13 protein-coding genes and 2 tRNA genes are annotated in these 16837 nt (G+C 45.7%); all 15 read left to right on the top strand.

The genetic code is table 11. From position 1 onward, the window contains the following. The first annotated feature begins 14 nt into the window (after positions 1–14). Complete coding sequence (locus CCU_RS05585; protein WP_015533885.1) at positions 15–992, top strand: prephenate dehydratase; 978 nt, start codon at positions 15–17, stop codon at positions 990–992. 26 nt (positions 993–1018) lie between these two features. Beyond that, entirely contained in the window at positions 1019–2551 is a 1533-nt protein-coding gene (locus tag CCU_RS05580; protein WP_015533884.1) for a Ppx/GppA phosphatase family protein, read from the top strand. Positions 2552–2554: 3 nt separating this feature from the next. After that, a complete protein-coding gene (locus tag CCU_RS05575) occupies positions 2555–4675 on the top strand; it encodes an RNA degradosome polyphosphate kinase (protein ID WP_015533883.1) in 2121 nt (706 codons plus the stop codon). Positions 4676–4971: 296 nt separating this feature from the next. Further along, positions 4972–5466 (top strand): translation initiation factor IF-3, encoded by a 495-nt coding sequence (infC, locus tag CCU_RS05570; RefSeq protein WP_015533882.1) that lies wholly within the window; start codon positions 4972–4974, stop codon positions 5464–5466. A gap of 39 nt (positions 5467–5505) precedes the next feature. Beyond that, positions 5506–5703 carry a 50S ribosomal protein L35 gene (gene rpmI, locus CCU_RS05565; RefSeq protein ID WP_004849138.1) on the top strand — a complete coding sequence of 66 codons (198 nt, stop codon included), beginning with the start codon at positions 5506–5508 and terminating at the stop codon, positions 5701–5703. Between the two features lie 22 nt (positions 5704–5725). After that, on the top strand, positions 5726–6082 hold the full coding sequence (gene rplT / locus CCU_RS05560) for a 50S ribosomal protein L20 (RefSeq protein WP_004849136.1): 357 nt from the start codon (positions 5726–5728) through the stop codon (positions 6080–6082). A 172-nt stretch (positions 6083–6254) separates the two neighbouring features. Further along, complete coding sequence (locus CCU_RS05555; RefSeq protein WP_015533881.1) at positions 6255–6560, top strand: hypothetical protein; 306 nt, start codon at positions 6255–6257, stop codon at positions 6558–6560. 83 nt (positions 6561–6643) lie between these two features. Continuing rightward, positions 6644–6727: transfer RNA gene (locus CCU_RS05550), tRNA-Leu, on the top strand. 71 nt (positions 6728–6798) lie between these two features. Then, positions 6799–6882 (top strand) — tRNA-Leu (locus CCU_RS05545). 138 nt (positions 6883–7020) lie between these two features. Next, the gene (locus CCU_RS05540) at positions 7021–8052 is read left to right on the top strand and encodes an efflux RND transporter periplasmic adaptor subunit (RefSeq protein WP_022216253.1); all 1032 of its coding nucleotides are present in this window, start codon (positions 7021–7023) and stop codon (positions 8050–8052) included. Then, positions 8052–10502, top strand: a complete 2451-nt coding sequence (locus CCU_RS05535) for a biotin/lipoyl-binding protein (RefSeq protein ID WP_015533880.1) — start codon at positions 8052–8054, stop codon at positions 10500–10502. The genes CCU_RS05540 and CCU_RS05535 overlap by 1 nt, the downstream gene beginning before the upstream one ends. A 15-nt stretch (positions 10503–10517) precedes the next feature. After that, the gene (locus CCU_RS05530; protein ID WP_015533879.1) at positions 10518–13349 is read left to right on the top strand and encodes an ABC transporter permease; all 2832 of its coding nucleotides are present in this window, start codon (positions 10518–10520) and stop codon (positions 13347–13349) included. Positions 13350–13352: 3 nt separating this feature from the next. Further along, positions 13353–14033: an ABC transporter ATP-binding protein gene (locus CCU_RS05525; protein WP_015533878.1), complete on the top strand. Its 681-nt coding sequence runs from the start codon at positions 13353–13355 to the stop codon at positions 14031–14033. Beyond that, on the top strand, positions 14023–15141 hold the full coding sequence (locus tag CCU_RS05520; RefSeq protein WP_308936782.1) for an ABC transporter ATP-binding protein: 1119 nt from the start codon (positions 14023–14025) through the stop codon (positions 15139–15141). The genes CCU_RS05525 and CCU_RS05520 overlap by 11 nt, the downstream gene beginning before the upstream one ends. 76 nt (positions 15142–15217) lie before the next feature. Next, complete coding sequence (locus CCU_RS05515; protein WP_015533877.1) at positions 15218–16792, top strand: hypothetical protein; 1575 nt, start codon at positions 15218–15220, stop codon at positions 16790–16792. Positions 16793–16837 lie beyond the last annotated feature (45 nt).

Below are 16837 nucleotides of genomic sequence, written 5' to 3'. Positions count from 1 at the left end.
GAAGGATAGATAGAATGAATACATTGGAAGAGATAAACAGTCTGGAGGAGCAGATACAGCAGCTTATCACCAGAAAGAATGAGCTTATCGACAGAGCGTGTGTTGAGGGCAGAGATATTGCGCTGGCACATATAAGCTCTGATGTGGTGAGCGGGTTTGTGCCCGTGGATCATCTGAAGGTCGATAAAGACACGGTGGTTGTATACCAGGGGGTTCCGGGGGCTTACAGTCATCAGGCTATGCATGACTATTTTGGCAATGATATAAAGAATGTAAATGTTGCAAAATTTGAGGATGTCATAGAGACGGTGAAGAGCGGCAAGGCTGATTATGGAGTCCTGCCTATAGAGAATTCCTCTGCCGGATTTGTGAGTGGTATATATGATATGGTTGGCAGCAGCGGCCTGACCATCGTGGGCGGAGACGAGGTCAAGGTGGCACATATGCTCATGGGAGTTCCGGGCTCAAAGCTTTCTGATATACAGACTGTATATTCCCATCCGCAAGGGCTTCTGCAGTGCAGTGAATTCCTAAACAGAGCCGGATACGCACAGTGCCCGGTTGCGAACACTGCAGTGGGTGCGGTGAAGGTCAGGGATGAAGGTGATATTACCCAGGCTGCCATAGCGAGCGCTCTTGCCGCAGATATATACGGACTTGAGATACTCAAGGACGATATAGTCAACAATGAGAACAACACAACGAGATTTATCATACTGTCAAAGAAAAAGGAGTATGTGAAGAGTGCGGGAAATATATCCGTATGCTTTGCACTGCCACATGAGAGTGGAACCCTTTACAGTATACTTGGACATATAAAACATAACGGGCTCAATATGACAAGCATTGAGTCGAGGCCTCTCAGGGGAAGAAAATGGGAATATTCATTCTTCATAACTCTTGAGGGAAGTCTCATGGATCCGGCGACGATAGATGCGCTGGACCATATAAATAAGGATTCTATGGATTTCAAGATAATTGGAACATACTGATAAGTAACATGAAAGGTGGGGTAGATATGGCAAGTAAGGTATTTGCAGCCATCGATGTAGGTTCTAACGAGCTGTCAATGAAGGTGTATGAGATAACTCCCAAAAAAGGGGCGAGGGAGATCGATTACGTCAACAGCACAGTTGAGCTCGGAAGTGATACCTACAACAGTGGCAGGATAACCGAGGATTCCATAATGAAGGTATGTGAGATCCTCAACAAATTCCGCAGGAAGATGAGGGAATACGATGTGCGTGAATACAAGGCGTATGCATCGTCCGCTGTGCGTGAGGCGGAGAATTCAGTCATGGTCCTTGAGAGGATAAAGCAGCACACAGGCATCGACGTCTCAGTGCTCAGCAACTCGGAGCAGAGATTCATGAACTACAAGGCGTATGCGGCAAAGTCAAAGTTTGAGGATGCCGACACGAAGAACAGGGCGCTTCTGGACATAGGAGCGGGAAGTCTTCAGATATCTATATTTGACAAGCAGAATCTGATCCAGACACAGAACCTTCCTATAGGAGCCGTGAGAATAAGGGATTATCTGGCAAAATACGGCGCAGACACGGTGGCTCTGGAGAATATCATGGAGGAGTTTGTATCGAACTTCATAGAGGAGTTCAGGAACCTCTTTATAAACGATAAGGACATCAAGAGCATAATAGCCATAGGAGACGGAATCGCAAATCTGAAGAAGGTCGGACCGGAGCTGAATATCACAGACAAGATCACAAGAGATCAGTTCCGCGTGCTTTATCACAAGGTAGTTGAGACCACCCCGGAGGTCCTTTCAGAAAAATACGGTGTGCCATACGAGAGGGCGACACTGATGCTTCCGATGGCGATCATTTACCAGTCATTCCTCGACAACTCAAGGGCGGAGGATATCATCACGCCGGATGTTACGTTCTGTGACGGAATAGTTGCCGATTATATGGATAAGAACGGAACGCTTCTGCTGAATAAGAATTTCGACGAGGATATCATTGCATCGGCAAACAGCATAGCCAAGAAATATAAGGTCAACAGGAAGCACACACAGAATGTGACGCAGAACGCACTGGATATATTTGATTCCTTCAAGAGCGTCCACGGACTCGGAAGGAGAGAGAGACTGCAGCTCCAGATCGCAGCCATGCTCCACAGTTGTGGCAAATTTGTAAATATGAACGAGGGCACCATGATGTCCTATCACATAATCATGTCCACGGAGATACTTGGACTGTCCCACAAGGAGAGGGAGGAGATTGCAAATATCGTGAAGTTCAACGAGTATTATCTCCCTTCACAGACAAAGGCACAGGTATCGCTGATGACTGCGGATTATATGAAGGTCGCCAAGCTGGCATCCATACTGAGACTTGCGGATGTCCTTGACAAGAGCCACAGGCAGAAGATAAGTGATATGAAGTTCAGCTTCAAGGACTACGTGCTCACGATGACGGTAGATACACTGAATGATATTACGCTTGAGGCAGGGGTGTTCAAGACCAAGACTGAACTGTTCAGAAAGGTCTTTGGAGTGAAGCCTGTGTTAAAACAGAAAAGGGGGTTGTAAAGGATGGCAGATAAGAATCCGATATTTTATAACAGAGAGCTCAGTTGGCTTGAATTTGACAAGAGATGTCTGTCCGAGGCGAAGGACAGGACCATTCCTCTGTTTGAGAGAATAAAGTTCCTGAGTATAACGGCATCCAATCTGGATGAGTTCTTCATGGTAAGAATAGCATCACTCACGGATATGGTGCATGCCGGATACACCAAGAAGGATATAGCCGGAATGACGGCGCGGGAGCAGCTTGACGCACTCCATGCCAGCACCAAAGAGTTCATGAAGAACCAGTATCAGACACTGAACAGATCCCTCATCCCTCAGCTTGCCCAGAACGGATTGAAGCTTGTGAGACACCATGAGGATCTCACTCCAAAGCAGGCAAAGTACGTGGACAAATACTTTGAGAAGGATGTATACCCGGTACTCACACCTATGGCGGTGGACTCGTCCAGACCATTCCCGCTGGTGCGCAATAAATCACTGAATATAGGTGCACTCATATACGATAAGAAAAAGGACGTGACGGATATAGCGACCGTCCAGGTTCCATCTGTACTTCCAAGGATCGTGAGACTTCCTTCTGAGGAGAAGGGCGTTACCGAGATAATTCTTCTGGAGGAGGTTATCGAGAAGAACCTTGACAAGCTGTTCCTGAACTACGACATAGTGTGTGCATATCCATACCGTATCATGAGAAATGCAGACTTCTCCATAGATGAGGAGGAGACCGCAGATCTGCTGAAGGAGATCGAGAAGCAGCTCAAGCAGAGACAGTGGGGCGAGGTCATAAGACTTGAGGTGGACGAGGCCATGGACAAGAAGCTCCTTAAGGAGCTCAAGAAGCATCTCGGAGTCGATGACGAGGTCGTATACAAGATCAACGGACCTCTGGATCTCACATTCCTCATGAAGGTGAACGGCATAGATGGTTTTGACCATCTGAAGTATCCTAAGTACAAACCGCAGCCTGTACCTGGAATGGGCGATTACAGCCATATATTTGACAGGATAAAGAAGGGAGACATCCTTCTGTTCCATCCATATTATGAGTTCACTCCGGTCATTGAGTTCATAAAACAGGCGGCAAATGATCCTGATGTCCTGGCGATCAAGCAGACACTTTACCGTGTCAGCGGCAATTCACCTATCATCGCGGCACTTGCACAGGCTGCCGAAAATGGCAAGCAGGTAACTGTTCTCGTCGAGCTCAAGGCAAGATTTGACGAGGAGAACAATATAGCGTGGGCCAAGAAGCTGGAGCAGGCGGGCTGTCATGTTATCTATGGCCTTGTGGGTCTTAAGACACATTCTAAGATCGCACTGGTTGTCAGACGCGAGGAGGACGGAATCAGAAGATATGTGCATCTGGGAACAGGAAATTACAATGATCAGACCGCAAAGCTTTACACTGACATGGGACTTCTCACCTGCAGCGATGCCATAGGAGAGGACGCGACGGCGGTGTTCAACATGCTGTCAGGATATTCAGAGCCGAAGAAGTGGAACAAGCTTGCAGTTGCCCCGATCTGGCTGAAGGACAAATTCCTCATGCTGATAGGCCGTGAGGCAGAGAATGCGAGACAGGGCAAAAAGGCAAGGATAGTTGCCAAGATGAACAGTCTCTGTGATCCGGTGATCATGAATGCGCTCTACGATGCCTCAAAGGCAGGCGTAAAGATCGAACTCATCGTCAGGGGAATATGCTGTATCAAGGCAGGAGTTCCGGGACTTTCAGATAATATATCAGTAAGATCCATAGTTGGAAATTATCTTGAGCACTCGAGAATATTCTATTTCTATAATGACGGATTTGAGGATATATACATGGGAAGTGCGGACTGGATGCCTAGAAATCTGGACAAGCGAGTTGAGATAACGTTCCCTGTAGAGGATCCGGAGCTTAAGAAGAAGATAAAGAATATCCTTAAGATACAGCTTGAGGATACACTCAAGGCTCACATCATGCAGCCTGACGGCTCATATGCGAAGCAGGATCTCAGGGGCAAGGCAAAGCTTGATTCACAGATGTATTTTGTGAAGCTTGCGCAGGAGAGTCAGAAGCCGGTGAAGGAAGAGGACAATGACAGGGTGTTCATCCCGGTTGAATCCCACGGCGATAATGAGTGATATAAAGGCAGCACAGAGGCATATCGACAAAAGAAAAATAACAGTTGACACACGGCTGGCGATGTGGTATTCTACCATTGCTGTGTGAAACAGTGAACATAGAAGCAGAGTATCCACTCTCACCTCAGCATGGTCTGACATGACTCGGGTTAATATTTAGCTTAGAAGATTTACAGGGTTTTCCTGAGTTTGAATATGCTTTGTATTAAGAAAGTGGATAGATGGTTCTATCCACTTTTCTTATGTCAGAGAATTGAATTTTAAAAGTGTGGAGGTAGAGAGTCATTAGCGATTTAATGATCAACGAACAGATTAGAGACAGAGAGGTACGACTCATCGGAGAAGATGGTCAGCTTGTTGGAATAATGTCATCCAGGGATGCATACAAGATGGCTCAGGATGCAGGACTTGATCTTGTGAAGATAGCACCTAAGGCACAGCCACCGGTGTGCAAGATAGTTGACTATGGTAAGTATCGTTATGAGCAGGCCAGAAAAGAGAAAGAGGCCAAGAAGAAGCAGAAGACCATGGAAGTCAAGGAAGTCAGACTTTCACCGAACATCGATGCGAATGACCTTAATACCAAGATCAATCAGGCAAGAAAGTTCCTTGAGCATGGCGATAAGGTTAAGGTTACACTGCGATTCAGGGGAAGAGAGCTTGCGCATGTAGAGCAGTCAAAGGTTATTCTTGACAACTTTGCTGAGAAGCTTGCAGAGATAGCAGTTATCGATAAGCCTGCTAAGTTTGAAGGAAGAAGCATGATAATGTTTTTAACACAAAAGCGTTAAATTATTATAGACATATAATTCAAGGAGGAAGTAAGTAAAATGGCTAAATTAAAGACAAAAAGAGCAGCAGCTAAGCGTTTCAAGAAAACAGCTAACGGCGGTTTAAAGAGATCTAAAGCTTATAAGAGTCATATCTTAACAAAGAAGACCACTAAGAGAAAGAGAAATCTTAGAAAGGCTACAATGACAGACGCAACAAACGAGAAGGTAATGAAGAAGATATTACCTTATATCTAATAGATCAGGAGGAAGAAAACCAATGGCAAGAGTTAAAGGCGGAATGAACGCAAAGCAGAAGCACAATAAGGTATTAAAGCTTGCAAAGGGCTACAGAGGAGCAAGAAGCAAGCAGTATAGAGTAGCAAAGCAGTCAGTTATGAGAGCACTTACATCTTCATACGCTGGCAGAAAGCAGAGAAAGAGACAGTTCAGACAGCTCTGGATCGCTCGTATCAACGCAGCAGCAAGAATGAATGACATCTCATACAGCAAGCTTATGCATGGTCTTAAGCTGGCAGGTGTTGACATCAACAGAAAGATGCTCTCAGAGATGGCTATCAGCGATGCTGAGGGATTTGCAAAGCTTGTTGAGGTTGCAAAGGCACAGTTATCATAATATAGAATATAGAATCTTCTATATATAAGTAAAAAGAACCGGATGTGGTATAAACTTACACATCCGGTTCTTTTGTTGCGCGAAAAGGTTTTATAATTCGGAGGCGTATGCTATAATTATAGAGGTTAGGGGGATGACCAATGAGAGTAAAGACACAGAGTAGGAGGCACATATGTTCGTAGAGAGAATAACAAAGGATCAGATGAAGATGTTTCTTGAGACTTTTGCTTGCTGTAGTGAGCAGAAGAACCTCGTTATGAGACTTAACTATGCAGGAAAGGAACCGTATCTGGATGTGACCAGGTTCAGCAATGGTCTGGTATATACTGATTCATATTATGATTTTGACAGTACATACTGCAGTAATCTTTGGAATAAGTTCCTGTATACACAGTTCACACATGAGTATTACACAGCGTTCAAGGAGTACCTTATGAAGGATGTGGACAGAAAGCTCACTAATATGATAAAAATCTGAAAAAAGTTGTTGACTTTGTATTCGATAGATGGTATTATCTTATTCGTTGGTGACGAGCACAGAAGTCGACATCACATAAATATGCGGGAGTGCTGGAATTGGCAGACAGGCTAGACTAAGGATCTAGTGCTGGAAACGGCGTGTGGGTTCAAGTCCCATCTCCCGCATTTTTATTTTGAAAGTCCTATGGAATTTCGGATGTGAGAGAATGGGTGGTTATCAATTACATATAGAATATGCAGGAGTGCTGGAATTGGCAGACAGGCTAGACTAAGGATCTAGTGCTGGAAACGGCGTGTGGGTTCAAGTCCCATCTCCCGCATTTTTTATTTCTAGAGAAAGCTTAAAACATAAGCTTTCTCTTTTTTTTAACTAATATTAACTCCCGGGAGATTTCCTTGATATATGGGCTGACAGGGGGTAGAATCAAATATATTCATAAAAACAGGAGGAATAGAGCGTGTCAAAAGCGATATTCAATAAGAAGGTTCTGGCGGCAGCGATTGCCGGTCTGATGTCCGTGTCGCTGGTTGGTTGCGGAGGCAGTACCGGTGGACAGACAGGAAGTTCCAGAATAAATATAGAGCCGTATAGCAAGGTGGAATTCAATACGGATCAGGTTAAGAGCGGAGATATCCAGTCCTCATTGACATTGGAGCTCAAGCCTGATGGTTACAGCAGCAATGATTACTCGATACAGCAGTCTGACTACAAGGTTCAGGAGGTCAAGGTAAAAGAGGGCGATAAGGTGGCCAAAGGCGATGTGATGATTCAGTTTGAGGCCAAGGATATCCAGAAGACCATAGATCAGTATACGGATCAGAAGGAGCGGGATCAGCTTCTTATAGACCATTACAACAGGCTGGCGAGCATAGACAGCAGCCAGGATTACTCCAGTGACATATCCGCGGCGAAGGAGGATATGGATCTGGCGGATACATACATCAAAGAGCAGAACGAGAGAATGAAGGAGTATCAGGTCATTGCAGACAAGAACGGAACAGTTACTTATGTCAACTCAGATCTGCAGTATGGATATGTCACAGCGGGTGATACGCTCATAACGGTGGATTCGGGTTCGTCTGATTATGTATCAGAGACTGCGGATTCATACGAATTCAAGGAGGGGCAGACCTACGATGCTGATTTTCAGGAGGCAACATTTACACTGAAGCTCACGAAGTGTGAGAAGTATACAAGCTCTGCCACCGGAGAGGAGATGCAGAAACTTACATTTCAGCCTGTCAGTGATATGACCGGAGTGACCGAAGCGGATACCCTCAAGATGGTCATAGATAAGCCGGTTGTAAAGAACGTTGTATATGTGAATAAAAAGGCTGTGTTTGACGGCTCGGGTGAGAAGAAGTATGTGTACACTGTAAATGAGGACGGATACAGGAATGCGGTAGAAGTTACCGTTGGAGATACGGTGGATGATTATACAGTTATCAAATCAGGACTGAAGGCCGGAGAGCAGGTGGTGATAAATTGATGAGACAGAATATTATGCATAAAGGCAGCACACGGACAAAAAAGAATATGACCGCCAGAATAGCATGCCTGGTAATGTCATTTGTCATGGCAGGAGGAATGGCGGGCTGTGGCAAGGAGAACAGCGAGAAGGTTCCTGAGCTCGTTGAACCTGTAAGTACAAACGAGGCATACAGACCGGTCACATATGGAGATATAGGCAAAAAGGTCATCAAGACCGGAACGATAGTCCCAACTGACTATTGTTATTACTATGACACATCTGTGACTCTGTCAAAGGTGTATGTGAATGTGGGCGATGAGGTCAAGAAGGACACGGTTCTTGCAGAGACCGACAGCAATGCATCCACAGCATCGGGAGACGATGGCAGTGATACAGATTCAGGCTCAATAGTGGATGATTCTTCAACATCGATGGATGGGGACGACAGCTCTGGAGCTGATTCCCAGGATGTGAAGAAGTATTCACATGAGATCAAGCAGAAGATATATGAGCAGAATCAGGCTGAGTTGGACTGGAAGATAAAGGCGTGCGAAGAGATCGGTGATTCAAAGGGCGCTGCAGAGGCCAGAACAGAAAAAGCCATAAATGAGGAGAACAACAGGTACGATAATCTTTTATATGAGTATGAGCAGAAAAAGCTCACACAGCAGGACGAGGATGAGGACAAGGTCAAGCAGAGCGGAACGCTCAAGGCAGACCGTCCGGGCACGGTAACATACGCCAAGAAGATAAGCGGCAGTGAGAATACTGTCGGCGGCGGTGAGAACGTGGTCGTGGTTTCAGATTACAGTGATCCATATATAGAGATAACCGGTGAGAGCTTCAAGAAGAATACATACAGCATGTATAAGAACATGTACACTGTGATAAATGGAAAGCAGTATGACATAGTGCCATACAACTACACCAATCAGGAGATAGCTGTGGCACAGAGCAAGTCAAGTCTTCCATACACAAGATTTAAGCTCAAGGGTGTGAAGGATGCAGATAAGATCCTCAGCGTGGGCAACACGGTGTCACTGTATTTCAGTACATCCGATGCAAAGGACGTACTCACAGTGGGAAATGATTCCATATACGAGGAGAACAACCAGAAATTTGTATATGTCAAGACAGATTCCAGTGAGAAGGAGCGCAGGGATATAGAGACCGGTGCCAGCGACAATAACTACACAGAGGTAGTCAGCGGACTCAAGGAAGGAGATCTTGTCTACTACGCTTCAGATGCGGTCATGCCTAGTGATTACACAGAATACACGGTGGCACTCGATTCATATACGAAGACAGCAACGGTGAAGAGCGATTCGTTCTCGGTGGAGGACCTCAACAGTGTCAGCTACACTGCACCATGCGATGGACGTTTCACGTCACTCAACGTCAAGAAGGGCCAGAAGGTTAAGAAGGGGGATGTGCTGTTTGTCATTGACAGTGGCGGCGGAACAGCGGCGGTCAAGGATATAGATAACCAGATCAGCGAGGAGAACCAGACTTATAGTTCGGATCTCAAGGATTTTGATGATCAGATAAATGAGCTTACAAATGAGATCACGAGATACCAGAAGGGTAAGGTGGCAACGCCGACGGATGCAGAGAACACTCTCTACATGGCGGAGCAGCTCGTGTGCCAGAGAAATGTTGTTACATACAACAAGGATCTTAGGATATATACACACAATGCAACCATCAAGAGCTTAAACGCACAGAGAGAAAAGCTCAACAAGAACAATGATGGAAGCGGAAAGATAACTGTCTACGCTGACCAGGCGGGAACAGTCCTCTCGGTTGGCGCGAAGACTGATGTGGCTGTCAAGGAAGGTGCAAATGTACTCACAGTCGGAAGCAACGACAATGTGATCCTGGCGATATCCATATCAGAGGGAAAACTTGCTGTAAACCAGAAGGTTTCAATATCAAATAAGAACAACAGCGGTAAGAAGATAAGCGGAGTGTGTGTCGGAAGCACCGGAGACAGCTCCAAGTCATATATAAGTACTGATTCAGAGGGTGGGGTTCACGTAACCAAGTGTTCAGGCAGTGATGAACTGAAGTATTATATAAAGGTTGATGATGCAAGCTTTTACAAGAAGCCGAAGTCATATCAGGTCAGCTACCCGACAAAGTCCTATGAGAACGTGGTCATGATACCTAACAACATGATCTATCATGAGACGAGCAAGAACAATTCAAATGAGTATGACTATGTATGGCTCATCAAGGATGATGAGATCATAAAGCAGTATGTCACTCTCGGCGAGGCAGACAAGACCAAGACGGTTATACTGTCAGGTCTTTCAGAGGGCGATGTCATAGCTAAGGAATCAGGAGCAACATCCACCGGTGGCTCATCGAGTTCATCAGATGGTTCCGATAATTCAAAGTCAGGCGCAGACAGCCAGTCGGATGGCGGATCGGATTCATCTGGCGGAGATGCGGCGGCAGCAGAGTAGCAGAGAGGAGATATAATGTTTAAATTTTTATCACATAAATTATTGAACAAGAAGTGGTTAAATGCATGTCTCCTGCTTGGAATCATATTGCTGGTGGCTGTTGCATCGTGCAACCCAATGTTCAAAAACGGAGCGCTGGATATGCTCATGTCGTCCAAGTTTGACGCGGCGATGGTAGAGCAGAACAAGTATCCGGCAACTATCGGCAGATCAGGCTCATGCGCGGTAGACGATTATGCCGATGCCGATGCAGTGCTTGGCAGGATCGGCAAATATGAGGACATGTGGAACTACTACATGGAGATAGATGCTCTGCAGAAGCAGACCAGCCTGTCACTTCAGGCGGGGTACACCCAGAGCAACCTGAATCACAGGACCAGCTTCAACATGACATATATGCCACAGATAGAGGATCATGTGAACATAACATATGGAACGTCACTCGAGGATGCCAAGACAGAGGATGGTGTGTATCCTTGTATCATCTCACAGAGAAACCTTGACGAATACGGCCTTGTCGTTGGAGAGGTATTCAGCATAGATACCGGACTCAGCGATGCCGTTGACTCACAGGGCAATCCTATGAAGTATCAGATCGTAGGTGTATTTGAGGAGAAGGATTACTCAGACAGCTTCTGGTATGACCAGCTTGCAGATCTCGACAGCGAGGTATATGTGAAGAAGGATGACTTCAACGACATGATAGGCAAGTACGGCTTCCTCACAATATACTACGTGGATCACGTCATGCTTGACTACTCACAGATAACACACAAGAATGCCATGGACACGCTGTATTATCTCCAGTCATTTGAGAAGTCAGATAAATATTTTGAGCAGAATTTCAGCAGTGTGCTCATAGATTATAAAGGCGATGCAAGAACCATCGGTATAATCATATGGGTTCTGGAGCTCCCAATACTGGTTCTGCTTCTGGCATTCATTTACATGGTATCAAGTCAGATACTTGAGATGGAGGATGGAGAGATCGCCATGCTCAAGAGCCGTGGTACCAGCACGAAGCAGGTTCTCGGAATATACCTTGGACAGTCGGCAATACTGTCGGTGATAGCCATAGTGATAGGAATCCCTATAGGATATCTTCTGTGTAAGCTTGCAGCAAGCACGGATTCGTTCCTGCAGTTTGGATTTAAGGATACACATTTCTATGGAGTAGATCCGTGGATGATAGTATACAGTCTGGCTGCCGCTGTTATAGCTATATTATTTGTGACACTTCCGGTGTTCAAATACGCCAAGAACTCCATAGTAGAGCAGAAGAGCAGAACAGGAAAGGTAAATTACAGGCCATTCTGGGAGAAGTTCTTTGTGGACGTCATCCTTGTGACACTTTCAATATACCTCCTGTACAATTACAACAAGCAGAAATCGACGATAGCACTCGATATACTTGCGGGTTCAAGACCTGATCCGGTCATCTTTCTGAACTCCTCACTCTTTATATTTGCAGTGGGACTTCTGGTGCTCAGACTCATCAAATACCTGATAAGACTGATATACAGGATCGGAAGAAAGAGATGGTCACCGGCTGTGTACGCATCATTCCTGCAGATCACACGTACGGTCAAGAAGCAGGGATTCATATCGGTGTTCCTTGTAATGACAATAGCCATGGGTATGTTCAACTCGAACATGGCAAGAACCATAAATAAGAACAAGACACAGCGAATAGATTACAATCTGGGAACGGATCTTGTGGTACAGGAGCAGTGGACCAGAGGAACATACATAGACAAAGACAAGAAGACCCACTGGTATTACACAGAGCAGGATTTTGAGAGATTTACAAAGCTCGAGGACAGCCTGTGTGACAAGGTGACAAGAGTCATATACGACGATAATGCCGTCATAAAAGCGGGCGGCGAGGAGTTGGCGGGCAGCGTACTCATGGGTATCAACACCAAGGAGTTCGGTGAGACGGCCAGACTGCAGAGCGGACTCAACAAGGAGCACTGGTACAATTACCTGAATGATCTTGCAACAGTGTCGAATGGAGTCATCATTTCATCAAACCTTGCAAAGAAGTACAATATAAAGGTTGGAGATTCCATAAACTATGCGAGATACAGTCCTATTGCAAGCAAGGAGAAGGAGGAGATCGCATCTCCTAGCGGAACGGTATGTGCCATAGTGGATGCATTCCCGGGATTCCAACAGTATGTGTATGAGAAGGATTCCGAGGGAGAGATGCAGGAGGTGGAGAGATACCTCGTAGTTGCCAACTATGCATATGTTGTTGGTGCATTCAGTCAGACACCATACCAGGTATGGATGCATCTCAAGGATGGTGTGGACTACAAGGATGTACTTCAGGCACTCAGTGATGAGGATGTCAATATAGTGCAGTATGAGAGTGTGGATAAGGATGTGTCAGAGATGCAGGAGTCACCTCTGGTGCTCATAACAAATGGTCTGTTCTCACTGTCATTTATCATAGCGATCATACTTTGTACGGTGGGATTCCTGATATACTGGATAACATCCATCAAACAGAGAGAACTTCTGTTTGGTATCTACAGAGCTATGGGTATGAGCATGCTTGAGATCAACAAGATGCTCATAAATGAGCAGATATTCAGCTCGGTACTTGCCAGTCTGGCGGGATACGGAGTCGGTGCTGCGGCTACGACGCTTTTCGTCAAGCTGGTTGCCGTGGTTTATCTGCCGGAATCACACAACATAGCGATATCGATAGCTGTGGATCCTTACGACATCATAAAGCTCACAGCGGTTGTTGTATTTATGTTTGTTGTATGTTTCGTAGTCATAAGAACTATATTGAAGAAGATGAATATAACACAGGCATTAAAGCTGGGGGAGGATTAATCTATGGATGAAATTATGATAGAGGCACATGGAATCAAACGCTGTTTCAGACTTGGAAGCGGAGAAGATTTCTATGCACTCAAGGGAATAGATATAACAGTCCCGGCTGGAAAGCTCACTATACTCAAAGGTCGATCAGGATCGGGTAAGACGACACTGCTCAATATCCTGAGCGCGCTGGATGAGCCTACTGAGGGAGAAGTGATAGTCGGCGGCCACGTGTACAGCGAGATGAACGAGAAGGAAAAGGAGAAGCTGAGAAGATACAATATAGGATTTGTATTCCAGTCGGTTGCCCTGATCCCGATTATGAGTGCGTATGAGAACGTCGATTTCGGACTCAGACTTGCGGAGTATGAGGGCAACAGGGATGCCCGTATAAAAGAGGTGCTCGATCTGGTGGGACTGTCATCCAGAATGACGCATTTCCCAAATCAGATGTCAGGTGGTGAGCAGCAGAGAGTTGCTATAGCCAGAGCGGTGGCTCATAAGCCAAAGGTAATATTTGCGGATGAGCCTACAGGAGCCCTTGATACGGCTTCGGGACTTGCAGTCATGAAGCTGTTCCAGGAGCTGGTGTACAAGGAAGGAATAACGATAGTCATGACGACACATGATCCGAAGCTTATGGAGCTCGGTGATGTAGTATATGAGATAGAGGATGGTGAGATAGTTGAGCGATAAGCATTTATTCAGAAAAAAGAAGAACGATGCTGTGGAGCCTGAAACTATAGCACCGGATGTGGAGACACAGGACATGGAGAACACGGATGGCCAGGAGACGCAGGAGTTCGTGTACGGCATGGATCTTCAGGAAGACGAGGGCACTGACAGCGGGAAAGCCGTGGAAGCAGATCCTGAGGCTGGCACAGATAAAGAAGCCGGCGGGGAACGCCTTGGTTCTGAGGAGAATATCATAGAGTGTGACAGCCTTGTCAAGATATACAAGACTGACGATGTGGAGGTCATGGCTCTTCAGGGCCTGGAGCTCAACATCAAATACGGCGAGCTCATGGCGGTCATCGGAAAGTCGGGATCAGGAAAGTCCACACTCCTCAATATGATCGGAGGACTTGAGAGACCTACGGCCGGAAAGCTGTATGTCGACGGCAAGGATCTGTTTGCGATGACGGATAAGGAGCTTGTGGAGTACAGAAAGCACACTGTAGGATTTGTGTGGCAGAAAAACTCCAGAAACCTTCTGCCATATATGACAGCCATAGAGAATGTTCAGGTACCTATGTACTTCGACAAGAGTAACAAGGAAGACAAGTATGCAAGAGCCCATGATCTGCTCTGCAGAGTGGGACTTGAGGACAAGATAAATTCATATCCATCTCAGATGTCAGGTGGTGAGCAGCAGAGAGTTGCCATAGCCATAGCCCTGGCAAATAATCCGAAGATACTTCTTGCGGATGAGCCAACGGGAGCCGTGGACAGCAAGACATCCAACATGATACAGGATCTGTTCAGAAAGCTGAACGAAGAGCTCGGGATAACGATAATCATAGTTACACATGATATAAGCCTTGCAAATAAGGTGGGACGTGTGGTTATGATTGCGGACGGCAAGATTAGCACAGAGAAGATCATGAAGGAATCTTACAAGGACAGAATGAACGAGCTGACGACAGACGGCTTCTCATCTGATGATTCACATGAGGAGTTCTCGATACTCGATAAGGCAAATCGTGTACAGATAAGCCCTGATATGCTGGCGGCTGCCGGAATCGACAGCAATAAGGTCAAGGTTCAGGTTGTTGACGGCAAGGTCATCATCACAAAAGAGTGATAGCAGATGGTGTTGTGTCAGCGGGGAAAATATATTATAATTACTTCAATTAAGTAAGGAAAGGTTGGTATTTTATATGAGAAAAGCGGGTTACAAAAAAGCGGCGGCGCTGCTTTTGGTGACATCACTTGTGGCAGGAACTGCGCTTACAGGATGTGGCAAGAAGAAGGTGGATTACAACATGGGAGACGACGAGAACGGCGGTGGTGGCGGTAAGCTGGCATCAAGACTCGACGTACCAGAGTCATACAATGGCAAGCTTGAGGGCATCAATGCAGATACAGGTCTCACAGATGTATCCATAAATGCCACAGAGATAGAGGTGCCTGACACAGATAAGATGTCAGTGCTTTACTATGAGCTTAACAATGTAGACAATGACTACAAGAAGCGTGTGTGCGAGAATATATTTGACGTGAGCGCAGGTGTATATGTATATAACTGGGATAAGCCGTACAAGGAGGATATACAGAGAGAGATAGATTCACTTCAGTCCATGATGGATCAGGCTACATCGGATGATGATAAGAGCTATTATGAGGATTACATGAAGTCACTTAAGGATCAACTCAAGACAGCGTCTGATACGAGAGAGGGAGCCGGAGACTACAGTGGAGACACATTCATCGGATCTGTAGGGGACAACGAGTTCATGGTAACATTCTATGGAAGTGGCGATGACATGTCCACAGGCGGCGGATTCTCACTGGATTACTATCCATCGGATCAGCTTATACAGTACAGACCTAAGGATGGCGCAACAAGTGTATACTGCTACAGCAGTGAATATTCTGACGAGGAGGCTTCCGCAAACACAGCTTCCATCAGTGCGGCAGATGCTGAGCAGAAGGGAACAGATTTCCTTGCATCATGTGGAATCTCAGATGTTATAGAGACAAGTAATTTTGATCTGCTGTGGGATTACAGCGATGCATCATACAACACAGTTGCAGCAGAGAAGAATGGTTATATGGTAACATACAAGCGTTCTGTGGACGGTGTGGCTCCATATACACCTAATGTATACGGCCTTGATTCCCTTTCGACAGGGGATGACTCAGTATATTATGACACCATGGATGAGACATTCCAGCTCGGTATTGATGACAATGGACTTATCTCAGCATATTGCCTTGATTCCTTCAGAGCAACAGGAGACAAGAAGGACAACGTTGATCTTATAAGCTGGGATGATGCACTCAAGAAGCTTCCGGAGGCTGTAAATAAGTATTACACAGACAACAAGACACAGTACAGCACCATTGAGTTCAACGATGTAAGACTTACATACTACAAGCTCAAGGATGGAGATAAGTACACATACAGCCCTGTATGGGTATTTGCACAGTGCGACAAGATGGAGGATGGAAGCCTCGATAAGGATTATCCAATACAGCTCATCATGTTAGATGCTACCACAGGAGATATGATAGATCTTAAGGATGTCCTGAACCAGCAGACATATGATTCATCTGTAGTTGATTCTGTTATTGACAGTGATTCAGATTTTGATATAAGTGACGACAGCCTCATTGATGAGACTGATATAACTGATACTGACGATGCAGACAGCAGTGATGAGTCAAGCGCAGATGCGATTGATATCGGAGATGCTGATATCGACATGGGCGATCAGGATACAACAGAGTAAATAAAACTCAGACATATAGGTTAAAGGAGAAAAACCCTCATAGAC

The sequence above is a fragment of the Coprococcus sp. ART55/1 genome (assembly GCF_000210595.1).
GTDB classification, from domain to species: Bacteria; Bacillota; Clostridia; order Lachnospirales; family Lachnospiraceae; genus Coprococcus; species Coprococcus aceti.
This window is presented reverse-complemented; position numbering and strand designations above follow the sequence as displayed.

Excerpts from the sequence above, each read along its gene's own strand:
- CCU_RS05535 (WP_015533880.1), top strand. The coding sequence starts at position 8,052 with ATGAGACAGAATATTATGCATAAAGGCAGCACACGGACAAAAAAGAAT.
- CCU_RS05525 (WP_015533878.1), top strand. The coding sequence starts at position 13,353 with ATGGATGAAATTATGATAGAGGCACATGGAATCAAACGCTGTTTCAGA.
- CCU_RS05555 (WP_015533881.1), top strand. The coding sequence starts at position 6,255 with ATGTTCGTAGAGAGAATAACAAAGGATCAGATGAAGATGTTTCTTGAG.
- CCU_RS05515 (WP_015533877.1), top strand. The coding sequence starts at position 15,218 with ATGAGAAAAGCGGGTTACAAAAAAGCGGCGGCGCTGCTTTTGGTGACA.
- CCU_RS05575 (WP_015533883.1), top strand. The coding sequence starts at position 2,555 with ATGGCAGATAAGAATCCGATATTTTATAACAGAGAGCTCAGTTGGCTT.
- infC (WP_015533882.1), top strand. The coding sequence starts at position 4,972 with ATGATCAACGAACAGATTAGAGACAGAGAGGTACGACTCATCGGAGAA.
- rplT (WP_004849136.1), top strand. The coding sequence starts at position 5,726 with ATGGCAAGAGTTAAAGGCGGAATGAACGCAAAGCAGAAGCACAATAAG.
- CCU_RS05530 (WP_015533879.1), top strand. The coding sequence starts at position 10,518 with ATGTTTAAATTTTTATCACATAAATTATTGAACAAGAAGTGGTTAAAT.
- rpmI (WP_004849138.1), top strand. The coding sequence starts at position 5,506 with ATGGCTAAATTAAAGACAAAAAGAGCAGCAGCTAAGCGTTTCAAGAAA.
- CCU_RS05580 (WP_015533884.1), top strand. The coding sequence starts at position 1,019 with ATGGCAAGTAAGGTATTTGCAGCCATCGATGTAGGTTCTAACGAGCTG.
- CCU_RS05585 (WP_015533885.1), top strand. The coding sequence starts at position 15 with ATGAATACATTGGAAGAGATAAACAGTCTGGAGGAGCAGATACAGCAG.